The 25,780-nt window shown below is 63.2% G+C and carries 24 protein-coding genes; 12 read left to right on the forward strand and 12 right to left on the reverse strand.

The genetic code is table 11. The features are described from left to right. Positions 1–37: 37 nt before the first annotated feature. From AC0ZT5_RS06500 to AC0ZT5_RS06510, 3 genes are all read left to right on the forward strand, one after another. Entirely contained in the window at positions 38–997 is a 960-nt protein-coding gene (locus AC0ZT5_RS06500) for a DMT family transporter (RefSeq protein ID WP_488495745.1), read from the forward strand. A 452-nt stretch (positions 998–1,449) separates the two neighbouring features. Next, the gene (locus tag AC0ZT5_RS06505; RefSeq protein WP_488496095.1) at positions 1,450–2,556 is read left to right on the forward strand and encodes an efflux RND transporter periplasmic adaptor subunit; all 1,107 of its coding nucleotides are present in this window, start codon (positions 1,450–1,452) and stop codon (positions 2,554–2,556) included. Next, the gene (locus AC0ZT5_RS06510) at positions 2,553–5,756 is read left to right on the forward strand and encodes an efflux RND transporter permease subunit (RefSeq protein ID WP_488495746.1); all 3,204 of its coding nucleotides are present in this window, start codon (positions 2,553–2,555) and stop codon (positions 5,754–5,756) included. The genes AC0ZT5_RS06505 and AC0ZT5_RS06510 overlap by 4 nt, the downstream gene beginning before the upstream one ends. A 79-nt stretch (positions 5,757–5,835) precedes the next feature. Here the strand turns inward: AC0ZT5_RS06510 and AC0ZT5_RS06515 are convergent, their stop codons facing one another. After that, positions 5,836–6,168: a hypothetical protein gene (locus tag AC0ZT5_RS06515; RefSeq protein ID WP_143748947.1), complete on the reverse strand. Its 333-nt coding sequence runs from the start codon at positions 6,166–6,168 to the stop codon at positions 5,836–5,838. A 230-nt stretch (positions 6,169–6,398) separates the two neighbouring features. Continuing rightward, the gene (locus AC0ZT5_RS06520; protein ID WP_488495747.1) at positions 6,399–8,075 is read right to left on the reverse strand and encodes a winged helix-turn-helix domain-containing tetratricopeptide repeat protein; all 1,677 of its coding nucleotides are present in this window, start codon (positions 8,073–8,075) and stop codon (positions 6,399–6,401) included. Positions 8,076–8,164: 89 nt separating this feature from the next. Here AC0ZT5_RS06520 and AC0ZT5_RS06525 point away from each other — a divergent pair, with 89 nt between their 5' ends. Continuing rightward, positions 8,165–8,542 carry a hypothetical protein gene (locus tag AC0ZT5_RS06525; protein WP_488495748.1) on the forward strand — a complete coding sequence of 126 codons (378 nt, stop codon included), beginning with the start codon at positions 8,165–8,167 and terminating at the stop codon, positions 8,540–8,542. Between the two features lie 148 nt (positions 8,543–8,690). Here AC0ZT5_RS06525 and AC0ZT5_RS06530 read toward each other — a convergent pair whose 3' ends face one another. Continuing rightward, a complete protein-coding gene (locus AC0ZT5_RS06530; RefSeq protein ID WP_488495749.1) occupies positions 8,691–10,679 on the reverse strand; it encodes an AI-2E family transporter in 1,989 nt (662 codons plus the stop codon). Between the two features lie 346 nt (positions 10,680–11,025). Here AC0ZT5_RS06530 and AC0ZT5_RS06535 point away from each other — a divergent pair, with 346 nt between their 5' ends. From AC0ZT5_RS06535 to AC0ZT5_RS06545, 3 genes are all read left to right on the forward strand, one after another. Next, positions 11,026–11,379, forward strand: a complete 354-nt coding sequence (locus tag AC0ZT5_RS06535) for a hypothetical protein (RefSeq protein ID WP_488495750.1) — start codon at positions 11,026–11,028, stop codon at positions 11,377–11,379. A 97-nt stretch (positions 11,380–11,476) separates the two neighbouring features. Beyond that, positions 11,477–11,722 (forward strand): DUF982 domain-containing protein, encoded by a 246-nt coding sequence (locus tag AC0ZT5_RS06540; protein ID WP_095091344.1) that lies wholly within the window; start codon positions 11,477–11,479, stop codon positions 11,720–11,722. 132 nt (positions 11,723–11,854) lie between these two features. Then, positions 11,855–12,088 carry a DUF378 domain-containing protein gene (locus AC0ZT5_RS06545; RefSeq protein WP_095091343.1) on the forward strand — a complete coding sequence of 78 codons (234 nt, stop codon included), beginning with the start codon at positions 11,855–11,857 and terminating at the stop codon, positions 12,086–12,088. Positions 12,089–12,176: 88 nt separating this feature from the next. On the opposite strand, the gene AC0ZT5_RS06550 is transcribed toward AC0ZT5_RS06545, so the two are convergent. From AC0ZT5_RS06550 to AC0ZT5_RS06560, 3 genes are all read right to left on the reverse strand, one after another. Then, positions 12,177–13,250 carry a D-alanine--D-alanine ligase family protein gene (locus AC0ZT5_RS06550; protein ID WP_488495751.1) on the reverse strand — a complete coding sequence of 358 codons (1,074 nt, stop codon included), beginning with the start codon at positions 13,248–13,250 and terminating at the stop codon, positions 12,177–12,179. A gap of 9 nt (positions 13,251–13,259) precedes the next feature. After that, the gene (locus tag AC0ZT5_RS06555; RefSeq protein ID WP_488495752.1) at positions 13,260–13,892 is read right to left on the reverse strand and encodes a cysteine peptidase family C39 domain-containing protein; all 633 of its coding nucleotides are present in this window, start codon (positions 13,890–13,892) and stop codon (positions 13,260–13,262) included. Positions 13,893–14,090: 198 nt separating this feature from the next. After that, complete coding sequence (locus tag AC0ZT5_RS06560; RefSeq protein WP_477290281.1) at positions 14,091–14,510, reverse strand: VOC family protein; 420 nt, start codon at positions 14,508–14,510, stop codon at positions 14,091–14,093. Between the two features lie 379 nt (positions 14,511–14,889). Between AC0ZT5_RS06560 and AC0ZT5_RS06565 the strand changes: the two genes are divergently transcribed. Continuing rightward, a complete protein-coding gene (locus AC0ZT5_RS06565; RefSeq protein ID WP_477290283.1) occupies positions 14,890–15,144 on the forward strand; it encodes a hypothetical protein in 255 nt (84 codons plus the stop codon). 18 nt (positions 15,145–15,162) lie between these two features. Here the strand turns inward: AC0ZT5_RS06565 and AC0ZT5_RS06570 are convergent, their stop codons facing one another. The 4 genes from AC0ZT5_RS06570 to AC0ZT5_RS06585 all read right to left on the reverse strand — a co-directional run bounded on the left by AC0ZT5_RS06570 (position 15,163) and on the right by AC0ZT5_RS06585 (position 18,151). Beyond that, on the reverse strand, positions 15,163–16,362 hold the full coding sequence (locus tag AC0ZT5_RS06570; protein WP_488496096.1) for an aminotransferase-like domain-containing protein: 1,200 nt from the start codon (positions 16,360–16,362) through the stop codon (positions 15,163–15,165). 142 nt (positions 16,363–16,504) lie between these two features. Further along, the gene (locus AC0ZT5_RS06575) at positions 16,505–16,957 is read right to left on the reverse strand and encodes a GNAT family N-acetyltransferase (protein WP_488495753.1); all 453 of its coding nucleotides are present in this window, start codon (positions 16,955–16,957) and stop codon (positions 16,505–16,507) included. 229 nt (positions 16,958–17,186) lie between these two features. Further along, on the reverse strand, positions 17,187–17,474 hold the full coding sequence (locus AC0ZT5_RS06580; protein WP_488495754.1) for a GIY-YIG nuclease family protein: 288 nt from the start codon (positions 17,472–17,474) through the stop codon (positions 17,187–17,189). Positions 17,475–17,662: 188 nt separating this feature from the next. Further along, positions 17,663–18,151 carry a hypothetical protein gene (locus AC0ZT5_RS06585; RefSeq protein ID WP_488495755.1) on the reverse strand — a complete coding sequence of 163 codons (489 nt, stop codon included), beginning with the start codon at positions 18,149–18,151 and terminating at the stop codon, positions 17,663–17,665. 109 nt (positions 18,152–18,260) lie between these two features. On the opposite strand from AC0ZT5_RS06585, the gene AC0ZT5_RS06590 reads away from it, so the two are divergent. Then, positions 18,261–18,857: a DUF922 domain-containing Zn-dependent protease gene (locus tag AC0ZT5_RS06590; RefSeq protein ID WP_477290289.1), complete on the forward strand. Its 597-nt coding sequence runs from the start codon at positions 18,261–18,263 to the stop codon at positions 18,855–18,857. 2 nt (positions 18,858–18,859) lie between these two features. Here the strand turns inward: AC0ZT5_RS06590 and AC0ZT5_RS06595 are convergent, their stop codons facing one another. Then, positions 18,860–19,399 (reverse strand): RBBP9/YdeN family alpha/beta hydrolase, encoded by a 540-nt coding sequence (locus AC0ZT5_RS06595; RefSeq protein WP_488495756.1) that lies wholly within the window; start codon positions 19,397–19,399, stop codon positions 18,860–18,862. Between the two features lie 109 nt (positions 19,400–19,508). On the opposite strand from AC0ZT5_RS06595, the gene AC0ZT5_RS06600 reads away from it, so the two are divergent. Continuing rightward, positions 19,509–19,988 carry an Lrp/AsnC family transcriptional regulator gene (locus AC0ZT5_RS06600; RefSeq protein WP_488495757.1) on the forward strand — a complete coding sequence of 160 codons (480 nt, stop codon included), beginning with the start codon at positions 19,509–19,511 and terminating at the stop codon, positions 19,986–19,988. A 38-nt stretch (positions 19,989–20,026) separates the two neighbouring features. On the opposite strand, the gene AC0ZT5_RS06605 is transcribed toward AC0ZT5_RS06600, so the two are convergent. Next, positions 20,027–21,565 carry an acid phosphatase gene (locus tag AC0ZT5_RS06605; protein WP_488495758.1) on the reverse strand — a complete coding sequence of 513 codons (1,539 nt, stop codon included), beginning with the start codon at positions 21,563–21,565 and terminating at the stop codon, positions 20,027–20,029. Positions 21,566–21,817: 252 nt separating this feature from the next. Between AC0ZT5_RS06605 and AC0ZT5_RS06610 the strand changes: the two genes are divergently transcribed. Together AC0ZT5_RS06610 and AC0ZT5_RS06615 are read left to right on the forward strand one after the other, a co-directional pair. Next, on the forward strand, positions 21,818–23,050 hold the full coding sequence (locus tag AC0ZT5_RS06610) for a cytochrome-c peroxidase (protein ID WP_488496097.1): 1,233 nt from the start codon (positions 21,818–21,820) through the stop codon (positions 23,048–23,050). Between the two features lie 164 nt (positions 23,051–23,214). After that, positions 23,215–25,656: a putative bifunctional diguanylate cyclase/phosphodiesterase gene (locus AC0ZT5_RS06615; RefSeq protein WP_488495759.1), complete on the forward strand. Its 2,442-nt coding sequence runs from the start codon at positions 23,215–23,217 to the stop codon at positions 25,654–25,656. Positions 25,657–25,780 lie beyond the last annotated feature (124 nt).

Consider the following 25,780-nt stretch of genomic DNA (forward strand, 5'->3'; position numbering starts at 1 on the left):
GCCCCTCGGGCCGACGTCATCGAAGGGAGGGCATGACATGCAGGCAATGCCGATAGCGCATCAAGCCGCGCAACCCGTGGTCGGGCCCATATCCTCCTTGACCGGCTATCCGACCGCCGTCCTGTGCTGGCTGCTTTCGGCTGGGGTCTATATCGCGGCCAAATGGGTGGCGCCCGAAATGCCGCCCTGGGGCCTCTGCTTCTGGCGGCTGACGCTCGCTTGCGCAATCCTGCTACCGATTGTGCACCATCATCACGACGCGATGATCGGGCTTTTGCGAACTCGCGCCGTGGAGGTCGTCGCCGTGGGGGCGATCGGCCTCACGCTTTGCCAGGGTATGATCTACCATGGCCTCAACGACACCGACGCCACCACGGCCGGCATCATCATGGCGCTGTCACCTGTCATGACGATGGTGCTCGCCCGTTTCGTGCTTGGCGAGCCGCTCGGCCTGTGGAAGTCGCTTGGCGCGCTGGTTGCGCTCGCCGGGATGATTTTCATCGTTGCCCACGGGAACCTGACGGCGCTGCTGCAACTCAAGTTCAACGCCGGCGAACTGTGGATCGTCGGCAGCGCGTTCTGCTGGGGCCTGTACACCGTGCTTTTGCGCCGTGCCAAATTTGGCATCGAACTCCTGCCGATGGTCGTGCTGCTGCTCGGCGCCGGCGCGCTGGTCGCATTGCCTTTCCATTTGTGGGAATTGTTCAACGACGAACGCTCCGCCTTGGACGTCCACAGCATCCTCGCGCTCGCCTATCTGGCAGGTCCCGGCGGCGCCTTGATGTACTATCTCTACAACAAAAGCGTGGAAACGCTCGGCGCGAGCCGGGCGAGCATGTTGCTCTATCTGCAGACGGTGTTCGTCGCCATACTCGCCTATCTGCTACTCGGCGAGGACTTGCACGATTACGATCTGGTCGGTGCGGCCCTCATCGTCGCCGGCATCGTACTCGCCACCGTGGTCAAACCCAGGCCGGCTCAACCACGCGTGGCGTAGAAATCTTGCGAGTGACGGCGAGGAAGCGCGGCAATCAGGTGCTCCCTCGAACCCGTGCGGTAGGTTTCTTCCCGGCTTAAGGCTGCAATAGCTCCTTCATAGTAACCGGCGGAAGTCTGAGCCATTCCAATCATCCAGAAATACCAACCGGGAGCGCGAAGATCTAAGCGCCGCGCCTCTGCGCACGCTTTCGATCGGCTTTAGCCCGGTGCGGCGCAGCCACAGGGTGGACATTTCAGCCCACATGGAAAATGATCATGTTGCCATGCACAACACTGCAGTGCTCTGATCTCGACGAAAAGCCTGAGCGTAGAAGCGGATCAACCGACCTCCGGGTCCAGCGAGCGAGGACGCAAATGGACACCCCTGAGGATCGCGACGCGGGCGGGCGAACCCGTCGACCGGCCGGCTGGCTTGCCCGCGCCGCCGTGTCGGCGGCATTCCTGCTCGGCATGGCTTTCAGCAGCACCGCGTTTGCGCAGGACCAGCAGCTACCCGTGGTGACGGCGGCCAAGCCGGTGGTCCGTGAAATCGTCGAAGACGACGAGTTCGTCGGGCGCTTCGAAGCCGTCGACGAGGTCGCCATCCGTTCGCGCGTCAGCGGCTATCTGGACAAGGTCAGCTTCCAGGACGGCGCACTGGTCAACAAGGGCGACCTGCTCTTCACCATCGACCAGCGTCCGTACCAGGCGGCCTATGATGCCGCCAAATCACAAGTGGACGTCGCCAAGAGTCTGCTCGAATTCTCCAAGATGCAGCTGGATCGCGCCGACGAACTCGCCAAGACCGGCAATATCTCAACCGCGACGGTCGACGACCGCCGGCGGGAATACCTTTCGGCGCAGGCGCAGATGCAGGGCGCGACGGCGGCGCTGACGACGGCAAGCCTGAACATGGAATTCACCGAGATCAAGGCGCCCTTGTCCGGCCGCATCGACCGCCGGCTGGTGTCGGTCGGCAACCTCGTGCAGCCGGATTCCACCTTGCTGACGACCATCGTCACGCGCGATCCGATCGACTTCTATTTCGACGTCGATGAGCGCCTGTATTTCAGCTACGCCCGCGACGCGAAGGAGCGCGGCGGCAGCATGCAGGAAGGCGCCGGCGGGCTCGAGGTGGTGGTTCGCGTCGCCGACCGCGCGGAGGCGGTTTTCAAAGGCAAGCTCGATTTTGCCGAGAACCGGATCGACAACGCGACCGGCACCATGCGGGTGCGTGCAACGTTTCCCAACGCCGACGGCATTCTCCAGCCAGGCATGTTCGGGCGCATCAACGTGCCGGGGTCGCTGCCGCATAGCGGCGTGCTGGTGCCCGACGAGGCGATCGGCGCCGACCAGGATCGCCGCATCGTGTTCCTGGTGGATGAGGCCGGGATGGTGACGGCGAAGCCCGTGCGCACCGGCCCGCTTCTCGACGGCTACCGGGTGATCCGCCAGGGCCTGACCGGCGACGAGACGATCATCGTCAACGGGCTGATGCACGCCAGGCCCGGCACCAAGGTGAAGGTCGAGATGGTGACCTTGCCGCCCAAGGCCGAGACCGCCGGGTTGCAGCAATGAGGTTCGCACATTTCTTCGTCGACCGTCCGATCTTCGCATCGGTCGTTTCGATCGTCCTGCTGATCCTTGGCGGGATTGCTTATACCCAGCTGCCGGTCGCCCAATATCCCGAGATCGCGCCGCCGACCATCGTCGTTCGCGCCCAGTATCCGGGCGCCGACGCCGAGACGGTCGCAGCGACGGTAGCAACGCCGATCGAGCAGGAGATCAACGGCGTCGAGGGCATGCTCTACATGTCGTCCTATTCGTCGGGCGACGGGGCAATGGGGCTGACCATCACCTTCAAGCTGGGCACCGATCTCGACCAGGCGCAGGTGCTGGTGCAGAACCGCGTGTCGGTCGCCGAGCCGCGCCTGCCCGAAGAAGTCCGCCGCCTCGGCATCACCACCACCAAGAGCTCGCCCGACCTGATGATGGTCGTGCACATGCTGTCGCCCGACAATACCTACGACCAGCTCTACGTCTCGAACTACGCCCGCTCGCAGGTGCGCGACATACTGCTCAGACTCGACGGCGTCGGCGACCTCACCATCTTCGGCGAACGCGAATATTCGCTGCGCATCTGGCTCGATCCGGAAAAACTGTCCGCCCTGGGGATGACCTCGGGCGATGTGGTGCAGGCGCTGCGCGACCAGAACGTCCAGGTGTCGGGCGGCTCGATCGGCGCGCCGCCGACCAACACCGGCACGGCGTTCCAGTACACGGTCACCACGCAAGGCCGCTTCAACGACGCACGCGACTTCCGATACGTGATCGTCAAGTCGGCCGACGACGGCCGCCTGATCTCGCTGCAGGACGTGGCGCGCATCGAGCTCGGCGCCAAGGACTACGTCACCAACTCCTATCTCAACGGCAAACCGGCGGTGGCGCTCGCCATCTTCCAGCGGCCGGGCACCAATGCGCTCGCCGCAGCCGCGGAGATCCAGGACAAGATGAAGGAGCTTTCCCGCGACTTCCCGAAGGGGTTGAGCTACGACATCGTCTACAATCCGACCGAGTTCGTCGCCGAGTCGATCCGGGAGGTCTACAAGACGATCCTCGAAGCCATGCTGCTGGTCATCATCGTCATCATCGTCTTCCTGCAATCGTGGCGCATGGCGATCGTGCCGATCGTGGCGATCCCCGTGTCGCTGATCGGCACGCTGGCGGTGCTTTACGCCGCCGGCTTCTCGCTCAACATGCTGACGCTGTTCGGCCTCGTTCTGGCGATCGGCATCGTCGTCGACGATGCGATCGTCGTGGTCGAGAACGTCGAGCGCAATATCGCCAGAGGGCTGGCGCCCAATCCGGCGTCGCACCTGACCATGGACGAAGTCGGAACGGCGGTCATCGCGATCTCGCTGGTGCTGATAGCCGTGTTCGTGCCGACAGCCTTCATACCCGGCATTTCTGGGCAGTTCTACCTGCAGTTTGCGATCACCATCGCGGTGTCGACGGCGATCTCGGCATTCAATTCGCTGACGCTTTCGCCAGCGCTGGCCGCACTGCTGTTCAAGCCGCACCAGGCTGCGGCGGCGCCGCCGCGCTTTTTCCTGGCGCGGTTCGCACGGGCGCTCGCCGACGGCTTCAATCGCGGCTTCGACAGGGTCGCCCATTGGTATTCGAGCATCATCCGCGTGCTGGTCGGCTCGTGGATAACGATCGCCGCCATGCTGGCCGTTTTCGCGGCCCTCATCTGCGCCACGGTCTACATGGTGCAGGCGGTGCCGCGCGGTTTCATTCCGTCGCTCGACCAGGGCTATGCGATCGTCGTCGTCCAGTTGCCGGACGGCGCCTCGCTGTCGAGGACCGATGCGGTCATCCAGCAGGCGTCGCAGATCATCCAGAAAACGCCAGGCGTCGACTACGCAGTCGCCTTCGCCGGCTTCTCCGGCGCGACCTTCACCAACGCCAGCAACGCGGGCGTGATCTTCGCCAGGTTCAAGCCGTTTGACGAGCGACTGAAAGCCGGCCAGTCGGCGACCAAGGTCATCGGCAATCTGTTCGGCAGCCTGCAAAGCATCAAGGAAGCCTTCATTATCGCACTGCCGCCGCCGCCGATCCGCGGTGTCGGCAATGCCGGCGGCTTCAAGCTGCTGATCCAGGAGCGCAACAGCGCCGACATGCGGCAGGTCCTGGCGCTCGCCAACGACATCGCCGGCAAGGCCAACAAGACGCCGGGGCTGACGGGCGTGTTCACGACGTTCTCCGCGTCGAGCCCGCAATTCTTCCTGGCGATCGATCGCGACAAGGCGCGCATCCTGAACGTGCCGATCCCCAACATCTTCGAGACGCTGTCGATCAATTTGGGCACCGCCTACGTCAACGACTTCAACGCTTTCGGGCGCGTGTACCAGGTGCGGGCGCAGGCCGACCAGGCGTTCCGCCTCGATCGCGCCGACATCTTGAAACTGAAGGTGCGCTCGGCGACCGGCGCGCTGGTTCCGCTCGGCACGTTGATCGAGATCCGCGACGTCACCGGCCCCGCGCTGGTCCAGCGCTACAACATGTACGTCTCGGTGCCGCTGCAGGGCAACGCCGCGCCCGGCGTTTCCACGGGCGACGCGCTGGCATTGATGGAAGGGATCACGGCAAAGACGCTGCCGGCCGGTACCTCCTACGAATGGACCGAGCTTGCCTATCAGGAGCGCAACACCGGCAATGCCGCTGTCTATATCTTCGGACTGTCGGTGCTGTTCGTGTTCCTGGCGCTGGCGGCGCAATATGAAAGCTGGGTGCTGCCGTTCGCCATTGTGCTGGTGGTGCCGCTCGGCGTGCTCGCGGCGTTGCTCGGCGTGTCTTTCCGAGGGCTGGACAACAACATCCTCGTGCAGATCGGCCTCATCGTGCTGATCGGGCTTGCCGCCAAGAACGCGATCCTGATCGTCGAATTCGCGCGGCAGGCGCAGGAACGCGGCTTGTCGGCCGCCGAGGCTGCCGTCGAAGCCTGCCGGCTCAGGCTGCGGCCGATCCTGATGACCGCCTTCTCGTTCATCCTCGGCGTCGTGCCGCTGATGATCGCAACGGGCCCGGGCGCGGAAATGCGCCAGTCGCTCGGCACCGCGGTGTTCTCCGGCATGCTCGGCGTCACCTTCGTCGGCCTGTTCCTGACGCCGGTGTTCTACGTCACGCTCAGGTCGCTGTTTTCACGGCGCAAGCCCCGTGCCGAGGCCGCGCCTTCGGGGCCGGCAGAGGCGCCATCGGAGACGGCCGCCAAGTAGGTTACGAATTCGCCGCGCCTGGCGCGGCTTTATCGGCGCGGCGCGGCAACGATCCCGGTAGCGACGCGCAGTATTGACCTTAACCTGGGAGGAGTAGGGAGATCTTCACGCGCGGCGCGAAAAAACAACGCAAATACAACTGATTGGTTACGACGTAGGTATTCTCGCAGATATGGTACTGGTCGTCCGGGGATTCCTGAACGCGGTCCCGTGGGATGATGAAGTTATGCGGCAAGTAAATGTATCCGCCGTCGACCCTCATCCGCACCGAAGAACGAGGTATGGCGCGGCAATCAGAACCACCGCAACACTTGAATTTCGTCTGCGGATCGAACTTGTTTTCGTACCAATCATGGGCGCTGGCGACTGTTGCGGCGGCGATACACACCGCCGTGACGATGAACCTTCGCATGGCCTTCCTCAACTATCTGGCAGGCGCTGCTCCTTCGAGCGTCCATGTATATTAGCGTTCCATTAGAAATGCCATTGACCCTCGGCTGACTGGCGCAAGCCGGTCCCATTGCCGACTTTCCCGCTGTGAAGGATGATCTTGGTTTTGAGGGCAACTACCGCCCACAATCCAAAGGCTTCAACGGTTTTTACGCGGCCAATTGGCTTCTGCCGGCCGCATACGGTCGGCCGTCACTCCGGCAACCCCGCGAACCGCATCTGCTTGATCCAGCGGTCGAGGCTTCCGGGTGCGGTCCATATCTTCTCCCACTCCCTGCGTTGTTTGCTGATGGATTCACTGGGAGTGTTCTGGAGGAAAATCGCAAGCGCTTCCTTTGCCTCTCGCTTGTTTCCTAGACAAGCGTGGATCCCCGCAAGCATGCGCTGTGCGCCGCTCGGGATTCTGGACATTTTCCGCATCGCCGCCAGCGCTGCCCCACAATCATTCTTTTCCCAGAGCGCCCAGCCCATCTGCCAGTGGAACCAGTCAGGGTGGAAGGGATCGATGCCCTTGGCCTGCTCGATCCGATCGATCGCTTCGTCGGCGCGGCCAACATACAGCAGCACGTTCGTACTCATGACGAGGATATGCGAGTCGCTGGGGTTCAAGGCGATCGCCTGATCGTACTGGGCAAGGGCCTGCTCGACCTCTCCGGCTTCGGTTTGAATGCTGGCGAGGACCTCATGCGCTCCAGCGTCATCGGGAGCGAGCAGGATGGCCTTGTCGGCGTATTCGGAGGCGCGCCTCAACGCCTCGTCCCGGTTGTGTTCCTGCGCGTGCCACCCGAATACCGCGTCATTGCGATAGGACCAGGCCAGCCCGATATAGCCGAACTGGGAGTTCGGATCCGCTCCGATCGCCTTGAGGCTGAACTGCCTTAACAGTTCGTTCCCCTCGGCTGAGATATCCTCTCCGATCTTGGCCCTCCCCATCAGGTAATAGCGGAGCGCGCTGACCTGCGCGGCGCCGCTCCTTGGCAGCGGGCGCTCGATGCTCTGCCCGACCCGATCCGCAAGGGTTCGGATGATCTCCTCCTGGACGACGAAAAGATCGCCAATCTCCCGGTTGTAGGTGTTGGCCCAGACATGCGATCCATCATGTGCATTCAGCAACTGCGCGGTCACTTTCAGCCGGTCTCCAATCTTCTGCTGGCTGCCTTCGAGCAGGTAGTCGACGCCGAGTTCATCTCCGATCTGTCTAATGTCAACCGGCTTGCCGCGGTACTTGAAGCTCGAGTACCGGGCGATGACGGCATAGGTCTTGCTCCGCGCAAGCTCGGTGATGATCCCCTCGGCGACGGCATCACTGAGATATCCCTTGTCCCCGCCGGCACTGAAGTCGTCGAAGGCAAGGATTGCAATCCTCGGCATGTCGCTCGAACGAACGGGAGCGGCTCGCCATGTTTCCGCACCGTAGTATGCGCCGATCGCTGCCGCGACGAGCACGATCGCAGCAAGAATGAGCCCGCGTTGCGAAAACCGTGTCTTGGCTCGTTCCACGCCGGCCGCGGCGTTTGGGTCCGCCGCGTCGGATGGATCGGCATTCAGCCGGTAGCCTCTCTTTGGTAAGGTTTCTACGATCGCATGCGCGTCGTCCCCCAATGCGCGGCGAATATCGGCAATGCATTGGGTCAGGCTGTCGTCGGTCACGAAGGTACCGGGCCAGACCGCCTGCATCAGCGCGTCCTTGGACACAATCTCGCCCGGTCGCGCCGCGAGCACGCAGAGCACCTCGGTGGACTGGCTGCGAAGATCGACCGCTTTACCTTCGACGGTTCGGAGTTGTTTGCTTTTCGTCAGCGAGAAAAGACCGCCGAATGTGATCGTTTCAGCAGGTTTCGGGTCAATTTCAGGAGCCTTTCGGGACATTTCACCCTCTTGGCGCGCTTCCTAGCTTATCCCTTTCGGCCTTCGCTTCCAAGTGATCCCACCAGTGCCGGATTGGACGGGAGGATGACATGAAACGCGCCAAGCTCATCATCGCTCTCGCTCTTCTCGTGACAGCGCAAACGGCTGCGAAAGCGGATACCCGCATCGCGAAACTCTGCGGCTCTGACCATGTCAACGAGGCGGTCTCGGCCGACGTCCGTCCCAACCCCGGCGGTTATTATGTCGCCAGCCTTAAGTCGATGGATGACTGCATGTTCACCGCCATCGCTGTCACAATCCTTCTGACCAACCAGGGGGAGCTAATCAGGGTCCCCCAAGTGAAACCCATGACCTCCATGGCCGAGTGCAGAGCTTGGACCCATCAACAGGAGTTCATGCGCGTACTCCCCGGCTATCTCGCCAGCTTCCATTACTGCGACTACGCATCGGAGGCATCAGAACCATGACCTTGCAGGTCTAGGCTATTCACGCTTGGACCGAAGGATGGCACCGGCGCGACCAAGGTGGTCGAGATCGGAGCCCGTCCCGCCGGTCAGGGCGAGCAAGTATTTGCTGCGCGTAAATCGGGTCGGTGCGCCCGGTGCCAAGACGCCCCTAGCTCGCCGCCGCGGCCTGGACCTTCTTGGGCGCGGCCCGCTGCCGGCGCATGCGGCGTTTGGCGATGAGCTTGAGGGCAACCGGCGGCTCGGTTGACAGCGCGCCGACCACGGCGTCGACCATGCCATGGGCGACGAAATCCGCGTTCATGTCCTGGGCCAGCCTGGCGGTCGCCTCCTTATCGTCATTGCCGGTCTCCGACCAGAACACGATACCCACCCGCAGCGCCGCCTTCGCACGCTTCAGCCGGCGAACCAGGAAACGCGCGTGCTTGACGGAATCCCGGTTCAGGAAGCTGATCATGACGGTGTCGATGGCATCGAGCTCGAGGCGGCGGATGCTCGCCGGTTCCATCTCGGCGAAGCCCGCTTTCGATGCTGTCGCACCCTGCACTTCCAGCACCTGTGCCAGCATCGCGGCCGCGGCATCGTCGAGCTCGCCACGCCCACCGGCACAAAGCACCGACATGTCAGTGCCATCGGGCAGGTCGGCCTCGTCCACGCCGGCGCCATCGCCATTATCGCCGAGCTCCCCGGCCTCGGCCGGGTCATCCTCCTCGGCCGCTTCCTGTTGCGCCTCATCGTCGAGGTTGGCCACCAGCGTCAGGGCACTGTCCGCCACCTGCCGTCTTTGCAGGTCGCCCATGACGCCGCGCACACGGTCGCGCTCGCCCAGCAGAAGTGCCGGAATGGCCACCTTGTCGTAGAATTCGAACAGATATTTCTCTTCCAGCATCTCCTCCGCGTGGTCGGTGGCTTCCTCCGGATCGCCAGCCAGCAGCCGCTGGTAGAGGCGCGCATGGGGCTCGAGCACGGGCTCGTTGCCGAACAGCACGTCGAGGAACTCGAACTGCGGCACGTGTCTGCCCAGCACCACCAGGCAGACGGTGAGCGGCGTCGACAGGACCAGTCCGAGCGGCCCCCAGAGCCAGGTCCAGAAGATGGCCGCGACGATGATCGCCAGCGACGACAGCCCCGTTCGCGAGCCGTAAAGCCAGGGTTCGACGACGTTGCCGGTGACGAGTTCCATCACCACGAACAGGGCGGCCGTCCACAGGACGAGCGACCAGCCGGGTGCCACGGCCAGCGCCAGGAACAGCGGCAGCAGCATGCCGATGGCCGGACCGATATAGGGAACGAAACGCAGCGCCAGCGCCAGCAGCCCCCACAGCAGTGCATTGGGAATGCCGAGGATCCACAGTCCGAGCGCAATCGGTATGGCGTAGACGATGTTGACGACCAACTGCATGAGCAGATAGCGGCCCACCCGTTTGGCTGCATCCTGCAGCGCCTCGGTGGTGCGGTGAAGGTCGCCATAGCCGACAAGCCGGATGAAGCGGTCGCGCAGATCCTCCCGTTCGAGCAGCATGAAAATAACCACGACGATGATCAGTCCGGCCGATCCGAGTGGGCTGATCAGCGGGCCGACGATGCTCTGCAGGACTTCGAGCGGCTTTTGGCGCGCAACGATCTCGACCGGCACCGGCTCGCGCGCCGGCTTGTCGGGAGTGGCCGCCGGCGGCGAAGCGTCCTGCCTGTCTATCTCCTGTCCGACACGCTCGACCACGTCGCTCAACCTGGCAATGATGCCTCCCCCGACGCCGGTTTCCTTGAGGGAACGGATCTTGGTCAGGATGTTGATCTGGTAGGTCGGGATGTTCTGTGCCAGTTCGCTGACCTGCGAGGCGACAATGAAGCTGAACAGGGCGAGTGCCGCGAAAGCGCTGAGAACGCTGACTATGACAGCCGCGATCCTGGGGATGCCGACGCGTTTCAGCGCCGCGACCAGCGGCGCGAGCGCAAAGGTCAGCAGCAGTGCTATGGCGATCGGCAGGAAAACCTCGCGCCCGAAATACAGCGCCGCCACCGTCGTGACGGTGGTTGCCACATTGGGCAATGACGTTCGCGGGTGGGGCGCCGCGGCCGAAAGAATGTCCTCCAACCCATGCGCCGGAGACGCCATGCCGTTTCGACGATTGGTCGCCACTTGGTCTCTCCCCTGCCAACGCTCATGATCGGGCATATTGAGCCGGCGTGCAACTTTCGCCGGTGACGAACTGCTCGTCACCGGCTGCAGGTCGATGATCGGGATGGCGCGAGATGGCCGCGCGACGAAGCAATGGCGCCGGAAATCTCCGGCCCGAGCTATCCCGGCCGGCGCCATGGCGATGGTCGACCGGTAGAACGAGCACGTTGCGCTGGAAACAGACAGTCATGTCTCTCGGTAAATCAACGGCGCCGAGAACTGTATTCCCCAAGTCTCATCGCAGCGTCCCCTTGTCGCTAGGAGGCTTCTGTGTACTTCTCGAAAAAAATCCTGGAGAGCATCCTGTATGAGACTTGCAGTGTTAGTCGCGTTGGCCACGGCAGCAACTGGATGTGTGAGCTCTCCTGTCGAATATGGAGCGTCGCTTTCGACGCAAGACCCGAAATGGGTATCGTCGGAATGTCAACAGGCCCGTGTCGACGCTTCGAACTATGATGCTCGCGAAAAAGAGCATCCCGGTTGGGGGACTGGTGTGTTCCTTGGCCCCTACGGACTAGGGCTGGCAGCAGCCATCAAAGAGCACGAGCAAAAGGAGCGAAAGATCTTCGCCCGCGAAATCCATTTGCGGTGCTCAAGTTTGCCGCTGCCGAAGGAACTGGAGGGCGAGCCGAGCCCTCCGGCCACGACAAAGTATCCATAAGCCAAGTTGCGCGACGATCCTCACGCTACAGTGATTGGCGGCGATGCAACCTCGCGCCGCCAGAAGCGTTTACGACTGCAACGCAGTCGAGGTTCCAATGCAAACCGCATGGTTCTCCAAACCCGTGGTGGTTTCGGTCGGCGTAACCGGGTCCACCCGCAACCTGTCCAACACCGAGCAGGCCATCGAATTGCTCACGACACATTGGCGCGATGCCGGCAGCCTGAAACATCAGTCCGCGCTGCGCGCCTGCCGCCGGGCAACGAGCGGCGAGGTGTCCCCCGATATCGCCAGGGAGGCGTTTGTCGAGGCCGCGCGCGAGGCGCATATCCTGGTCGAGTAAGCCGGGTCGGGTAAGCTGGTTGCATTCACGGACAATGGCGCCCGTTCACAATTTCGTGATCTCAGGAACCGTTTGAAACGGAAGGCGTTTTTTTTCAGACGTCTTTTTGTCAGGCAACCTTAGGAGGCGTTTATGCGTAACATGAACCTCGTCACCCTCGCCCTGATCATCCTTGGCGGTCTCAACTTCCTGTCCATGGGTGTAACGGGCTATGACGTAATCGGCACTGTCCTCGGCGGCGCCATGCTGGCCCGCCTGGCCTATCTGATCATCGGGCTTGCAGCCATATGGCAGCTTATGCCGGGCTTCCAGAGCTTTACGGTTGGCGAAGTCGATGCCGAAAGGCATCTCCATCATCATCCATGACCGGTAAGATATGGGGCGGCGGAAATCCGCCGCCCCATATCCCGTAAAGGCCGATCAGGCGGCCGCCATCAGCGTTCTCTGGCGAGGCTTAGACTGTTCGCGTGCCATGCCTGGCCAGCGCGTGCTTGATCAGCACGTCGATGGTGTGGCTGTAGCCTATGCCTGATGCCGCCAGCGCCTTGGCATACATCGAGATGTCGGTGAAGCCGGGAATAGTGTTGACCTCGTTGACCAGCAGCGAACCGTCGGCGCGCAGGAAGAAATCGACGCGCGCCATGGCTTCGCAGCCGAGCGCCTGGAAGGCCTGCCGTGCCATGTCGCGCGCCCTGTCGGCAACCGTGGCCGGGACATCGGCGGGCACCTTGACCACCGCACCGTCGGCATCGAGATATTTAGCCTCATAGGTATAGAAGCCGTGCTTGCCGGCCGGAATGATCTCGCCGGGCAGCGACACCGTCAGCGTGCCGTCGGCTCGTTCCAGCACCGAGCACTCGATCTCGCGTCCCTCGACAAATTCTTCCACCAAAACCTTGTTATCATGTTGGAAAGCCGCCTCGACGGCTGCGGCGAAGCTGGTGCCGTCGGCTGCCTTGCTCACCCCGAAGGACGAGCCCTGGCGCGCCGGCTTGACAAAGACCGGCAGACCCAGCCTTGCCTTGGCGTCGTCGAAGGAGACAGGCTCGCCGCGCCGGACCGTGACGGAGCGGGCGACGGCAAGGCCGGCCTCGCCCATCAGCCGCTTGGCGACATCCTTGTCCATAGCGGCGGCAGAGGCGAGGATGCCACAGCCGACATAGGCGACATCGGCGACTTCCGCATAGCCCTGCACCGAGCCGTCCTCACCGAACGGCCCGTGCAGCACGGGAAAGACGACATCGACGGGGCCGGGCTGCGTTCCATCCCGCGACACGGCGACCAGCCTGCCCTTGCCGCCGGGCAATAGCGCGACCTCCACGCCGTCCTCGGATACTGGAGCCCCTGCCGCATCGCCGACGGACGAAGCTTGCAGCAGCCATCTGCCGTCCCTGGAAATGGCGATCGGCACGATCTCGTAGCGCGTCCGGTCGATTGCCTTCAGCACATTGGCGGCCGAAAGGCGCGACACGTCATGTTCGGCCGAACGCCCGCCATAGAGGATGGCCACCCTCGTCTTGTCCGTCATTGAAATCCCTCAACTGATAGAAATCAAATAGGCAACCGCAATGCCGCGATTGGCGAAGAAGCGGTCGAAATCGACCGGCGCCAACACTGCGTTCTCCTGTGTGGCGCTGGTATGGCCGGACGGATTGTGAAAGCGGAAACCCTTGTCCGACGCCGCGGTGACCAGCACCAGATGGCCTCCCTTCGCCGGCGGCTCGCGCTCGGGCCAGCGGATCCAGCTGCTGACCGAAGCGATGAAAAACCGCGACCGCGCCAGGATCGCCGGAATGTCCGATGTCGCGACATTGGTCATCACTTCGGCCCCCAGGCCGAAGGTCTCCCGCACGAAGCTGACGAAGGGTGCATAGATCAGCCCCTTGATCGAGCCCTCGTTGACGACATAGCCGCCATATCTAGTGCAGCGCCTGGCGAGCTCGACAGTCGGCACGATCTCGCCGCGCGTCGCCAGGATCATCTTCAGGCACGCCATGCCGCAGATATTGGCGGCCCAGACCGCGTATTCGTCCGGTGTCTCAGCCCCCGAATTCTGCCACAACGGATCGCGCCGCAGCGCGACTTCAGCACCTTCGGCGAGCACCTCCATGGTCATGTCCGGCGTTTCCCACTGGCTGAAAAACGGCACGGTTTCAGGCAGTGGACTCATGCGCTTCCTCGATCAGATTCGGATTCTCATAAACGAGGATACACGGCGATTGGAAAGCCACTCAGAGACCGTTTCGAAATTCTGTCTGGCGGTTGAGGCTTCGAGAACCGGAGCGCCGCGGACATTTGGGTCTGTGAGCACCGGAAGCGCAAAAAACGCCGTTAGATGGCCGCCGGAGTAGAATTTCCCAATAGTCTCTCAGAACGTGATTGTCACGGACGCGGCGCTGCGCTTTGCCGGGCCGTGATGCACCGCCTCGATGTTGTTGCCGTCCGGATCGAGCAGGAAGGCGGCGTAGTAGCCGGGATGATAGGGCCGCTCGCCCGGCGCGCCATTGTCCGTGCCGCCGGCTGCGAGCCCGGCCTTGTAGAACGCATCGACCATGGCGTGGTCCCTTGCCTGGAAAGCGAGATGATGACGGCCGGTGAGCTTTCCCTGCGCCGCCCGGCTGTCGGCGCTGGAAACGAACAGTTCGTCGGCCCAGAAATAGTCGTCGCCGACACCGCCGATCGGTACATCGAGTACCTGCAGGACCGCCTCGTAGAAACGCCGGCTGGCGGCGAGGTCCCTCACCACGAGCTGGATATGATCGATAAGCCGGCCGCGATGCAGCTCCATGAAAATTCCTCCTTGTGAGCTTGCGAACTTAGGTCAGCACAGGGCGGCGTCAACACAGGTGCTTGCCGACCGCCAGGTCCCACCACACGTCCGGCCATGGAGCCCTCGGTCGATCCTTCAAACAGAAAAGCCCGCCGGGAGGGGGATCCGACGGGCCTTTGGAAAGCTGGTACCGAGCTTTCAGATGTCTGACGGGGGGTCAGACACGGTGAGAACTTTTATGTGCCGCAGAGGTTCCATTCGAACAAAAAAATTGCCAACGGGTCGTCGAATTCACGCAAATTCAAGCGGTGGAGGCGATTTCTTTTCGCAAAAACCCCTCTCCGCTGGAACTTTCCCTGCCAAGGCAAGTTTTGAGGCGCGGCTGGGAGGAATCAAATTGGACAGTTTTCAGAGGCTTGAGGCGCTGGTCGACAGCGCCGGTGTCGACGACGTCGAAGAAGCAAACGCCTTGCTGCATCGCTTCAAGGGCAGATCGCAGAAGATCACGGCGGCCATCGACGAGTTCATGCTCGATTTCATGACACTGGTTTTCGTCGTCGAAACCGGCGAGGAAGAGTTCGAAAAACCAATCCGCAAGCTGGCTCGCAGCCGGCTTTCCAAGCTCAACCACATGGTGATCGTGGCGGCGTAGGGTGTGCCCGGCGTGGGCTCACCCCTTCAGGATGGCCGCCAGCCGCGGTATGCCCTCGCTCACCGCGCGCCGGTCGGCGAGCGTGAAGGAGAGCCGCAGCGTGTTGCGTCCGGTTGCGTCGGCGAAAAACGCGCTGCCGGGCACGAAGGCGACGCGCGCCTCCTTCACCGCCCGCGCCAGAAGTGCCGTGGCGTCGGCCCCCTCTGGCAGCGTCACCCAGACGAACATGCCGCCTTCCGGACGGCTCCAGCTCACGCCTTCAGCCATGTTGGCTTCAAGTGCCGCGAGCAGGCCGTCGCGGCGCTCGCGGTAGGCGCCGATGAGCTTTTCCACCTGGCCGTCGAACACGGCTTCGGCGACGCGGTGCATCACCACCTGGTTGATCGATGGGCTGTGCAGGTCGGAGGCCTGCTTCATCAGCACCAGCTTCTCGACGATATGGCGCGGCGCGCAGACCCAGCCGACACGCATGCCTGGCGAGAGGATCTTCGAGAACGAGCCGCAATAGAGCGTGCGCGCCTTGTCGATGCCGCCGGAGCGAGCACAGTCGAGCGCCAGGATCGGCGGCACGCCCTCGCCGTCATAGCGCAGCGCGCGATAGGCGGCATCCTCGATGACGGCGATGTCGAGTTCGCCGGCAAGGTCGAGCACCGCCTCGCGCTGCTGGCGGTTCAAGGTTTGGCCAGTCGGGTTGGCGAAATCCGGCACCAGATAGGCGAACTTGACCTTGCCACCATTGGCTGCTGCGGCCGTGCGATAGGCCGCCGGCGTCATGTTGCCGCCTTCCACCGTCAGCCGCTCGTAGCGCGGCTCATAGGCGTTGAACGCCTGCAGCGCGCCGAGATAGGTCGGCCATGTCACCAGCGCGGTATCGCCCGGCGACAGGAACAGTTTGCCGAGATAGTCGAGCGCCTGCTGCGAGCCGGAGGTGATGAAGATATTGGCCTCGTCGCAGGCGACGCCGAGCTTGCCCATCTGCCCGGCCAGCCAGCGCCGCAACGGCAGATAGCCTTCCGAGACCTGGTACTGCAGCGCCGCAGCCGCCTCGCCGCCGCCGAGCACCGAGGCATAGGCGTCGCGGATCGCTTCGGCCGGAAACAGCGCCGGATCGGGAATGCCGCCGGCAAACGAGATGATGTCGGGCTGGTCGAGCAGCTTCAGCAATTCGCGGATTTCGGACGCCTTCATGCGCGACGCGCGCGAAGCCAGCAGATTCATCAAGGTCAAGGCGCGCCTCCCGCGACAATTTTGATATAGGTCAACCTGGCTGACCTATATCACCCCTCCCCGGCAATTTGAATAGAGCCTGACAGCCTTCCGCTATACGCCAGTTGGCGCCGGCCCGGAACCGTGCCTAGCATCACAAGGCCTTCTTGTAGCCGAGATGGCTGCCGGTGAAGCCAAGATCCTCGTAGAAGCGGTGCGCGTCCGCGCGCGACCTGTCGGTGGTGAGCTGGACCAGGCTGCAGCCGCGCGCCCGGCATTCTCCGATCGCCCATTCGAACATCTGCCTGCCGATGCCGCCTGAACGCCGGTGGCTGGCGATGCGGACCGCCTCGATCTGCCCGCGCCAGGCGCCCCTGCGCGAGAGGCCGGCAAGAAAGGTGATCTGCAACGTGCCGATCACCTCGCCGCCGTCCACGGCCACCGCCAGCAGCTGATTGGGATCGGCGTCGATGGCATTGAAGGCATCGACATAACCGCGCGCCAGCGGCAGCGTGGCGTCCTCACGGCCGGCGCCCAGCGGATCGTCGGCCAGCATGGCGACGATCGCGGGGACGTCTGACGCTTGCGCTCGGCGGAATTCGATCATGGTTGCATGACTTACGGCGCAGTGCTGGTGGCGGCAAGCGGGCTCTCCTTCTCCCCTAGGGGAGAAGGCATAGCGCGCCCCGAAGCACGTCCGAAAAACGAAAGAGTGCGTCGGTAGCACCCTCCCTTCGTCATCCTAGGGCGGAGCAGGAGCGAAGCGACGTCGCGAAGACCCTAGGATCCATGCCGTGACGCCTGCGACGGACCAAAGCGGTCCAAGATCGAGCGCCCTACCATCCCGTGCCACGAAACAGCTCGAACCACTCCGGATTGGCCTTTTCGATCAGTTCGATCTTCCATTGACTAGACCAGCGCTTCAGCGATTTCTCGCGCTGGATGGCATCGGTGATATCGAAATATTCTTCGTACCAGACCAGCCGCTGCACGCCGTAGCGGCTGGTGAAACGCGAACCCTCGCCGGATTTGTGTTCTGGCATGCGGCGGCCGAGATCGTTGGTAACACCGATATAGATGGTGCCGCCCTTCTGGCTTGCAGTCATGTAAACATAGCCGGTCATAGGCCAAGGCTACCGGGCAATTCTTCAGCTGAACATCCTGATCCGTTGCATTCTTCGGCCAGCGTCACGGCATGGATCCTAGGGTCTCCGCGACGTCGCTTCGCTCCTGCTCCGCCCTAGGATGACAAAGGTTTGGGGTCTGAAGGCCAATCGCAGATGTCGGAGCCAATGCGCCTCCAGCCCCACTATCAATCCGCATCCCCAGGCTTAGCCTTGCCGCACTGCGCCAGCACCTTGCCTATTGCCGCGCTCGAGCCCTTCAGCGGGAAACTGGTCTGGCCGTATTTGGCGGCACCGACCAGCACATCGCCTTTCCCGCGCAGCAAGTCGAGCAGCGGATCGGCTTTGGCCAGGTTCACCACGAAGTAGTTGTACATGGCTTCGAGCTGCAGCGTCTTGGTTACCGTCTTGCCGTCGGCCTTGAAGTCGAACGCGCCGCTAATGCCGGGCTCCAGCTGCTGGCCGGTGGCGCCGAGGTCGTAGCTCAGCACCGGCGTGTCGAAACAGGCCAGCATCAGATGCGCATCGCCTTTCGGCCCGCCGCAGACCGAGGCGGTCAGCACGCTGCCGCCCTCGTCCTCCTCCATCTCAGCGCTCCAGCCGCCGCAGGACGCGGCCAACGCCGGCTGTACGGCCTGCAAGGCCGCCACCATACCCGCGACGATCAGATATCTCATGACTTCCCCCTCAGGCATTTGCGGCCGCACCCATCGGCATTCTATAGGAAAAGCGGTTCCGTGGCATCGCCCGTCGCGGCGTCCAGTCCTGATTGTGCGGAGAGCGGTGTTGAGAGCCTGTGTTCGTCTGTGTCTGTCGCTGGCCGCCCTGCTGGCCTTGCCGCTCGCCGCCCATGCCGACTGGAAGCCGGTCGAGAAGGTCGAGACCTACGCCATATCAGGCCAGTCCGGGCCGGAGCTCTATCGCGCAATCGGCGACAACGGACCGAAGGTCGGCATTGCCCGCGCCATCGCCCATACCAATTTCAAGCTGACCTGGACCAGGGACTATCAGGCGCGGGCCGGAGCCTGCGTGCTGGTCTCGGCGCGGCCGAAGCTCATCATCACCTACACCTTGCCCAGCCCCTCCTCGCCGCTGCCGCCAGCAATCCAGAAGAACTGGGAGGTTTTCATCGCCGGCGTCAGCGCCCACGAAAAAGTGCATGGCGCCACCATCGTCGACATGGTGCGCAAGATCGAGGCGGCGACCGTCGGCCTCAGCGTCGCCGATGATCCCAAATGCAGCAAGATCCGCACCGAGATGACGAAGCGCCTGTCCGAACTGTCTCAGGCACAGCGGCAGGCCAGCCGCGATTTCGACCGCATCGAACTCGGCCAGGGCGGCAATCTGCAAAAACTCATCCTTGCTCTGGTGAATGGCGGCTGACGCTAGCCTCGAGCCTCCGAAACCAGACCGTCGAGAAGCGCAAAACCTTCCGGCCAGTCGCCCAGGCCACTCTGCGCATTGATGTGGCCGAACGCGCCAATGACGGCCATGCCGCTGCCCCACTGCTTCGCCCTCGCCTCGGCATAGTCCGGCGCACCATAGGGATCGTTGGTGCTGGTCACCACCAGCGAGGCAAAGCGCAGCCGGCCCTCGGGAATTTTGGCAAAGGCCATGCCGTAGGCCGGGAAGACGGCCGCCGTCGGATCGGGAACACCGACCAGCAAGGCCGCCTTGACCGGGCGCCGCGAGATCTTCTGCCAATGCGCGATCAGCAGACAGGACAGGCTGTGCGCGACCAGCACCGGCGGCTCGGGCGCCTCGATCACGGCAGCCTCCAGCGCCGCCAGCCAGTCGGTGAAATCCGGCAGGTCCCAGCTCGACGGCTGGAACCGCCGCATCGCTGGATTGGCGCTTTCCCAACGGGATTGCCAGTGCGCCGGGCCCGAACCGCCGCTGCCTGGCAGGATGATGAAATGCGTCATGTCACCTTGCTCCTATCTCTTAATAGGAGCATGGTGGCGTCTTGCCACAATCCCGGGAATGAGAAATCATCGGAAAAGTCGCGGCATTTCCGATGGATTCAAGGTGGCTATGAAAAACAACGATGAACGCGCGCCGCTCGACCCGACCGATATCGCCATTGTCGAAGCCATGCAGGAAAACGGCCGCATCGGCATGTCCGAGCTCGGCCGCCGGGTCGGCCTGTCGCAGCCGGCGACCTCCGAGCGGGTGAAACGGTTGGAGGAGCGCGGCATCATAGCCGGTTACACCGCGGTGATCGACCCGGCCGCACTTGGCCTCGGCATGATGGCGATCATCCGGGTGCGCACCACGCATGAGCACATCCGGCCCTGCCTGAAGCAGTTCGCCGAGATGCCGCAGATCACCGAGGTGCACCGGCTGACCGGCGAGGACTGCTTCGTCCTGAAAGTGGTCGTCCCCTCGCCGGCGCAGCTTGAAACCATCGTCGACGCGGTGGCCCGCCACGGCGCTGTCACCACGGCGCTGGTGCTGCGCAGCGAGCCGCCAAAGCCGATCGGCCGCGACCTGATCCGGAGATCAGGCGGCTAGAGCAATGAGATCGAGCCGTACCGAGGTCCTGAGCTGCCCTAGCGGCTGAGATCGAGAGCCGCGCTCAAATCGCCGATCGGCGGCTGGTCGTTGTTGCGCAGCGCCTTGTCGCGGGCGACGATGCCGGGCAGAACCGGCAAATCGTAGCGCGCAGTGATGAAGCGCAGGATCGACGTCGTGTCGTATTGGGTGTGGTCGACCGTGCCCATCTTCGCATACGGCGAGATGATGAAGGCCGGGATGCGGTTGCCCGGCCCCCAGCGGTCGGCCTTCGGTGGCGCGACATGGTCCCAGAACCCGCCATTCTCGTCATAGGTGACGACCACCAGCATATGGCTCCATTGCGGGCTTTTCTCCAGGTGCGAGACGACGTCGGCGAGATGCTGGTCGCCGCTCGCCACATCGGCGTAGCCGCCATGCTCGTTGAGATTGCCTTGCGGCTTGTAGAAACTCACCGCCGGCAGCTTGCCGTCGTCGATCGCCTTGATGAATTCGGCCCCGTCGAGGCCGCCATCCCTAAGATGTTCGGCCCGCGCGGCCGTGCCGGGCGCGTAAGCCGCGAAATAGTTGAATGGCTGGTGATGGAACTGGAAGTTCGGCACCGGCGTCGCGTTCTTGCCGTCGAGCGCTGCCTGCCAGGCGCCGGAGTACCAGGCCCAGCTGACGCCCTTCAGCGACAATAGATCGCCAATAGTGATGTCGTGCTGCGGCGGCAACGTGGTCGGCTGCGCCGGATCGGCAAGTGCCTTGTCGCCGCCTTCGGCCGGCTTGTTGGCGCTCGGCTGATAAGGCGGCTGCATGGTATTGACGGCGTAAAAGTCTGGGGTGATGGCGCCGTCATTGACGAATTTCGGCGCGCCGCCGAGTGCCGAGGCCGGCGAGTTGTCGGCGACCTTCAGCGTCGTGCCATCGGCATCGACCACGGCGATCTGTCCCTTCACCGGGCTGGTGTCGGCGTGGGGATAGACCGGCACGCAGGCGCAGGCGAGCATGATGTGGTTGAGGAAGGAGCCGCCGAAGGCGCCCTGGAAGAAATTGTCGGCCAAAACGTATTTCTTCGCCACCACCCACATCGGCAGCACCGAGCCGTCATAATGGCCCATCACCAGGCCGCCGGAATCGGCCCAGGCGACGAACATGTCGTTCTTCCCGCCATCGATCTGCATCTGCTCCTGATAGAAACGGTGCCAGAGGTCGCGCGTGATGACGGAGGTCTTCTCGTTGAAGCCGCTGGCGTCGTCGATGGCGAAGCTGGCGTTGCTGAGATGCGCCGACTGCGCCTCGGTCACCGGCGGCGTCACCCCCTTGGCGGTCAGGCCGCCCCAGGCCGGCGGCAGTTCGGCCAGCGGCTTGCCGTCGCGGTCGAGCTGGCGCACCTGGCCGGCCGAAAGGTTGGCCAGGCCGTTGGCGCCGGGGAAGCCGCCATAGAGATTATCGAAGCTGCGGTTTTCGGCATAGATGACGACGACCGTGTCGATCTTGTCATAGCCGGGAGGGGCGGCGATGGCTGTAGCCGGAATCGAGGCCAGCGCCGTGCCGGTCAGGCAAAGCGAGGTGAAAAGCGTGAACCGCGTCATGGGAGGTCCTCATGGCTAGGGTGATGGCTAGAGGGCAGTGCATGGCTCGGGGCGACGAGCCATGGCTGCAAACGCTAGGTCGATGCCTTGTCACCTTTGTGACATTTATCGCCCATCCGAACACGGTTGCGTGAGCGGGTGGACCGGTCATCAATCCGTTGCAGTGCGGACCTAATTCCGGAACAAACCGGGCTGAACCTTATGACGGCAAGACGATGGAAAGGCCTGATGTCCGCGACCGCCGCGGCATCGATGTTTGGCCTCGCCACGATCCTGCCCGGCAACGCCGTCAGCGCCGGAAGCGGCAGCGTCCATCCCGGACCGATGTCGCGCGCGGATGCCTTCGCGCGGGTGCAAGCGCTGACAGCGCTTGGCCGCAAGATGTTCTTCGACCCGTCGCTGTCGGCTTCAGGCAAACAATCCTGCTCGTCCTGCCATGATCCGCACCATGCCTTCGGCCCGATCTCGGCCGCACCGGTCGAGATGGGCGGGCCGAAGCTGAACCAGCCCGGACTGCGCGCCGTACCGTCGCTGCGTTACCTCCAGGCGGTGCCCGCCTTCACCGAGCATTTCTACGATTCCGAGGATGAAGGCGACGAAAGCGTCGACAACGGCCCGACCGGCGGCCTGACCTGGGACGGCCGCGCCGACGGCGGCCGCGACCAGGCCAAGATCCCCCTGCTGTCGCCATTCGAGATGGCCAACAAGGATGCCGCCGCCGTCACCGCCGGATTGCGCAGGTCGGCCTATGCCGATGAATTCAAGGCAGCCTTCGGCGACACCGTGTTCGATCATCCAGACGACGCCTTCGACGCCGCCGCCGAGGCGCTCGGCACCTTTGAACAGAGCGCCGCCGACTTCTATCCCTACTCCAGCCGCTACGACGCCTTCCTCGCCGGCAAGGCGACGCTGTCGGCGCAGGAATTGCGCGGCCGCGCGCTGTTCGAAGGCGAGGCCAAGGGCAATTGCGCCAGCTGCCACCTGAGCGAACCCGCCAATGACGGCGAGCCGCCGCAGTTCACCGATTTCGGCCTGATCGCCGTCGCCGTACCGCGCAACCTGGCCATCCCGGCCAATGCCGACCCCGCCTATTTCGATCTCGGCCTCTGCGGGCCGCTGCGCACCGACTTCCATGGCCGGGCTGATTATTGCGGCCTGTTTCGCACGCCGACGCTGCGCAATGTCGCGCTGCGCAAAAGCTTCTTCCACAATGGCTATTTCCACACGCTGCGCGACGCGGTCGCCTTCTATGCCAGCCGCGACAGTGATCCAGGCCACTGGTATCCCAAGAATGCCGACGGCACGATCAGGAAAAATGACGATTTTCCAAAGGCTTATTGGGCCAACCTCAACCAGGACCCGCCCTTTGGCAAGAAGCCGGGCGACAAGCCGGCGCTGACCGACCCCGAAATCGACGACATCGTCGCCTTCCTGCAAACGCTGACCGATGCGGATCAGCAGGGCGAGGCGGTGCCGGCGAAATGATCCCCCCTAGCCTTGCGCAGGCCAGTCTCGAACCCGCAAAACAGGTTTCTGGGTCTTGTCGGCGGCGCTGGGGCAGCAAGGACCGACATTTGCAATAGCACTTCCTCATTAGCGCTTCCTAAACTGCTCTGGGGTATCCCTTACCAATTGATGGTGGGACGCCGATGAACGCATTCTGGCGAGCAGTCGGATTTGTTGTGATCCTTGTGACCGGCGCAGCGATGCTGGCGGCCTTGCATATCGACGCCCAGCGGAACTTCGCGCTTGCCAAGGAACGCTACATCGAGAACTCCCAGGCGGCAGCCAGGACAACGGCCAAGACGGTCGAAGACGCCTTGCGGGCCGTCTACGAGAATGTGCGAACGCTGAGCTACCTGCCAAGCGTCCGAAACCTCGACCGGCATGGCACCAACCTCGGCGACGAGGGCCGCGCGACAATCCAGCAGATCTACAACAACCTCGCCAACAACGTCTCCATTTCCGAGGTCTACTTCCTGCCGCTGGATTTCGACCCCGACCGCTTCGATGCCGTGACCGGAAAGCTCGAGGAGCCGATCCTCCAGTTCGACCAGCTGATCGTGAATGCCAGGGCGCGGTCCGACGCAGCAGGCGCAAAGTCCGCAAAGCTTGACGAGAACGCGCTGACCCGGCCCGCCGAAGAGGTCGAGACCTATGAGTACCAGGAACTGGCCAAACAGCTCGCCTGGCTGAAGGCGAACTATCCGAATTCGAGCGCCATTGACGGGCTGAATGTGCCGATCATCGGCACGAAGGAGCTCATCACTTGCGACAACACCGATTTCATCCACACCGGCAATGACGCGGATCGCTCCGGTTTCATCCTTTCGGTCCCGGTCTTCGGCCAGGATGGCAGCCTGCGCGGCTCCGTCTCGGCAATCATGCTCACCTCGGCGCTGAGGAAACTGTTGCCGAGCAGCGATTATGTCATCGTCAACTCAGGCTACGGATTTGAATCCGACCAGCACAAGATGTCGACGGCCCTCGCGGCGGATTCTCGTGCCTTCACGGCGGCCGATCCCAATCTGATCTATTCCGAAGTCATCCCGCTCTCGCTCAACGATCCCAGAAGCGCCTGGCGTCTCTGGGCCGGTTTTCCCAACAGCAGATACGACAGCAACATGGACGCCCTGTCCGTGCGGCAATTCGAACTGGCCGGTTATGCGGCGGTCGCGGTGGTCACGCTTCTGGCGCTGGCCTGCTGGTATGCGATCGGGCGCACGATGATGATGCAGACCGATGCCGCCGAGACTTTGGAGAGGCGGGTCGAGGAACGCACCGCCGAGATCCAGCACCTTGCCACGCATGACATTCTCACCGGCCTGCCCAACCGGGGCCTCCTGGCCGACACGATGGACGAGGCGCTGAGAAGCCTCAGGGATGGAGAGAAGCTGGCCGTCCATTGCGTCGATCTCGACCGTTTCAAACCGGTCAATGACACACTCGGCCATCCGGTCGGCGATGAGGTTCTCGGTGCGGTGGCGAGGCGCCTGAAGCAGCAGGCGGGTGAAACCGCCATGGTCGCGAGAACCGGAGGCGACGAGTTCGTCATCCTCCAGCTCCTGATCGATGGCGACGAAGAGGCGGGTGTGCTGGCGAGCCGGGTCATTCACGCTTTGGCCGGCGAGTTTTTGATCCAGGGCCACAAGATCAACATCGGCAGCAGCATCGGCATCGCTGTCTTCCCGGACGACGGACAAAGTTCGGAAATCCTCATCCGCAATGCCGACCTTGCCTTGTACAAAGCCAAGATGGAAGGCCGCGGGACCTGCAGGTCGTTCGAGCCGGGAATGGACGCAAGACTGCAGGAGCGCCGCCAACTCGAATCCGAACTGGCTCTCGGCGTCACAAACGAGCAGTTCGTCGTGTATTATCAACCGCTGCACGACGCAAAGACCTCGAAACTCACCGGCTTCGAAGCCCTGGTGCGATGGAACCATCCGCGCCTCGGCCTGCTGCCGCCGTCAGAATTTATCCCGATGGCCGAGGAGACGGGCGTCATCGACACGCTTGGCGAGTGGATCATGCAGCGTGCTTGCGCCGACGCCGCCAAATGGCCCCTGCCCGTCAAGGTCGCGGTCAATCTCTCGCCCGCCCAGTTCAAACAGCAGGGGCTGCCGCTTCAGGTTGCCGCGGCGCTCGCGGCTTCGAATCTGCTGCCGTCACGGCTCGAACTGGAGATCACCGAGTCGGTGCTGCTGGCGCACAATGAAAACACGATAACGACGCTGCACAGCCTGCGCGACCTCGGCGTCAGCATAGCCATGGACGATTTCGGCACCGGCTATTCCTCGCTGAGCTATCTCAGGTCGTTCCCGTTTAACCGCATCAAGATCGACCGCAGCTTCGTCAGCCTAATGTGCGAGAGCAGCGAAAGCCGGGCAATCGTGAAGGCCGTCGCCGAACTCGGCAGCACGCTCGGCATGACCACAACCGCAGAAGGCGTCGAGACCGAGGACCAGTTCAGGCTGGTCAGGGAGAATGGCTGCACGGATGTCCAGGGCTGGTTCTTTGGCCGTCCAATGCCGGCATCCGAGCTTCATACGCTTTTCGAACAGCCCGAACAGCGAGGCGCCTTGACCGCGTAGGGAGCACCAACGGGGCCGTGAAGCGCCAACCGGTTCTAGGAGTGTGTTGAGATTCAGGTCAGGCTGAGCCGGAGTCGAAGACGGGCGCGAAGCGACCAAACAAGGTGGTTTCCGAGAACCGGAG

It is taken from the genome of Mesorhizobium sp. CNPSo 4670 (assembly GCF_057784235.1).

Bases quoted from the DNA above. Each gene is read 5' to 3' on its own strand.
- AC0ZT5_RS06500 (WP_488495745.1), top strand. From the start codon at position 38: ATGCAGGCAATGCCGATAGCGCATCAAGCCGCGCAACCCGTGGTCGGG.
- AC0ZT5_RS06505 (WP_488496095.1), top strand. From the start codon at position 1,450: ATGGCTTTCAGCAGCACCGCGTTTGCGCAGGACCAGCAGCTACCCGTG.
- AC0ZT5_RS06510 (WP_488495746.1), top strand. From the start codon at position 2,553: ATGAGGTTCGCACATTTCTTCGTCGACCGTCCGATCTTCGCATCGGTC.
- AC0ZT5_RS06515 (WP_143748947.1), bottom strand. From the start codon at position 6,168: ATGCGAAGGTTCATCGTCACGGCGGTGTGTATCGCCGCCGCAACAGTC.
- AC0ZT5_RS06520 (WP_488495747.1), bottom strand. From the start codon at position 8,075: ATGTCCCGAAAGGCTCCTGAAATTGACCCGAAACCTGCTGAAACGATC.
- AC0ZT5_RS06525 (WP_488495748.1), top strand. From the start codon at position 8,165: ATGAAACGCGCCAAGCTCATCATCGCTCTCGCTCTTCTCGTGACAGCG.
- AC0ZT5_RS06535 (WP_488495750.1), top strand. From the start codon at position 11,026: ATGAGACTTGCAGTGTTAGTCGCGTTGGCCACGGCAGCAACTGGATGT.
- AC0ZT5_RS06540 (WP_095091344.1), top strand. From the start codon at position 11,477: ATGCAAACCGCATGGTTCTCCAAACCCGTGGTGGTTTCGGTCGGCGTA.
- AC0ZT5_RS06545 (WP_095091343.1), top strand. From the start codon at position 11,855: ATGCGTAACATGAACCTCGTCACCCTCGCCCTGATCATCCTTGGCGGT.
- AC0ZT5_RS06550 (WP_488495751.1), bottom strand. From the start codon at position 13,250: ATGACGGACAAGACGAGGGTGGCCATCCTCTATGGCGGGCGTTCGGCC.
- AC0ZT5_RS06555 (WP_488495752.1), bottom strand. From the start codon at position 13,892: ATGAGTCCACTGCCTGAAACCGTGCCGTTTTTCAGCCAGTGGGAAACG.
- AC0ZT5_RS06560 (WP_477290281.1), bottom strand. From the start codon at position 14,510: ATGGAGCTGCATCGCGGCCGGCTTATCGATCATATCCAGCTCGTGGTG.
- AC0ZT5_RS06570 (WP_488496096.1), bottom strand. From the start codon at position 16,362: ATGAATCTGCTGGCTTCGCGCGCGTCGCGCATGAAGGCGTCCGAAATC.
- AC0ZT5_RS06575 (WP_488495753.1), bottom strand. From the start codon at position 16,957: ATGATCGAATTCCGCCGAGCGCAAGCGTCAGACGTCCCCGCGATCGTC.
- AC0ZT5_RS06580 (WP_488495754.1), bottom strand. From the start codon at position 17,474: ATGACCGGCTATGTTTACATGACTGCAAGCCAGAAGGGCGGCACCATC.
- AC0ZT5_RS06585 (WP_488495755.1), bottom strand. From the start codon at position 18,151: ATGAGATATCTGATCGTCGCGGGTATGGTGGCGGCCTTGCAGGCCGTA.
- AC0ZT5_RS06595 (WP_488495756.1), bottom strand. From the start codon at position 19,399: ATGACGCATTTCATCATCCTGCCAGGCAGCGGCGGTTCGGGCCCGGCG.
- AC0ZT5_RS06600 (WP_488495757.1), top strand. From the start codon at position 19,509: ATGAAAAACAACGATGAACGCGCGCCGCTCGACCCGACCGATATCGCC.
- AC0ZT5_RS06605 (WP_488495758.1), bottom strand. From the start codon at position 21,565: ATGACGCGGTTCACGCTTTTCACCTCGCTTTGCCTGACCGGCACGGCG.
- AC0ZT5_RS06610 (WP_488496097.1), top strand. From the start codon at position 21,818: ATGTTTGGCCTCGCCACGATCCTGCCCGGCAACGCCGTCAGCGCCGGA.
- AC0ZT5_RS06615 (WP_488495759.1), top strand. From the start codon at position 23,215: ATGAACGCATTCTGGCGAGCAGTCGGATTTGTTGTGATCCTTGTGACC.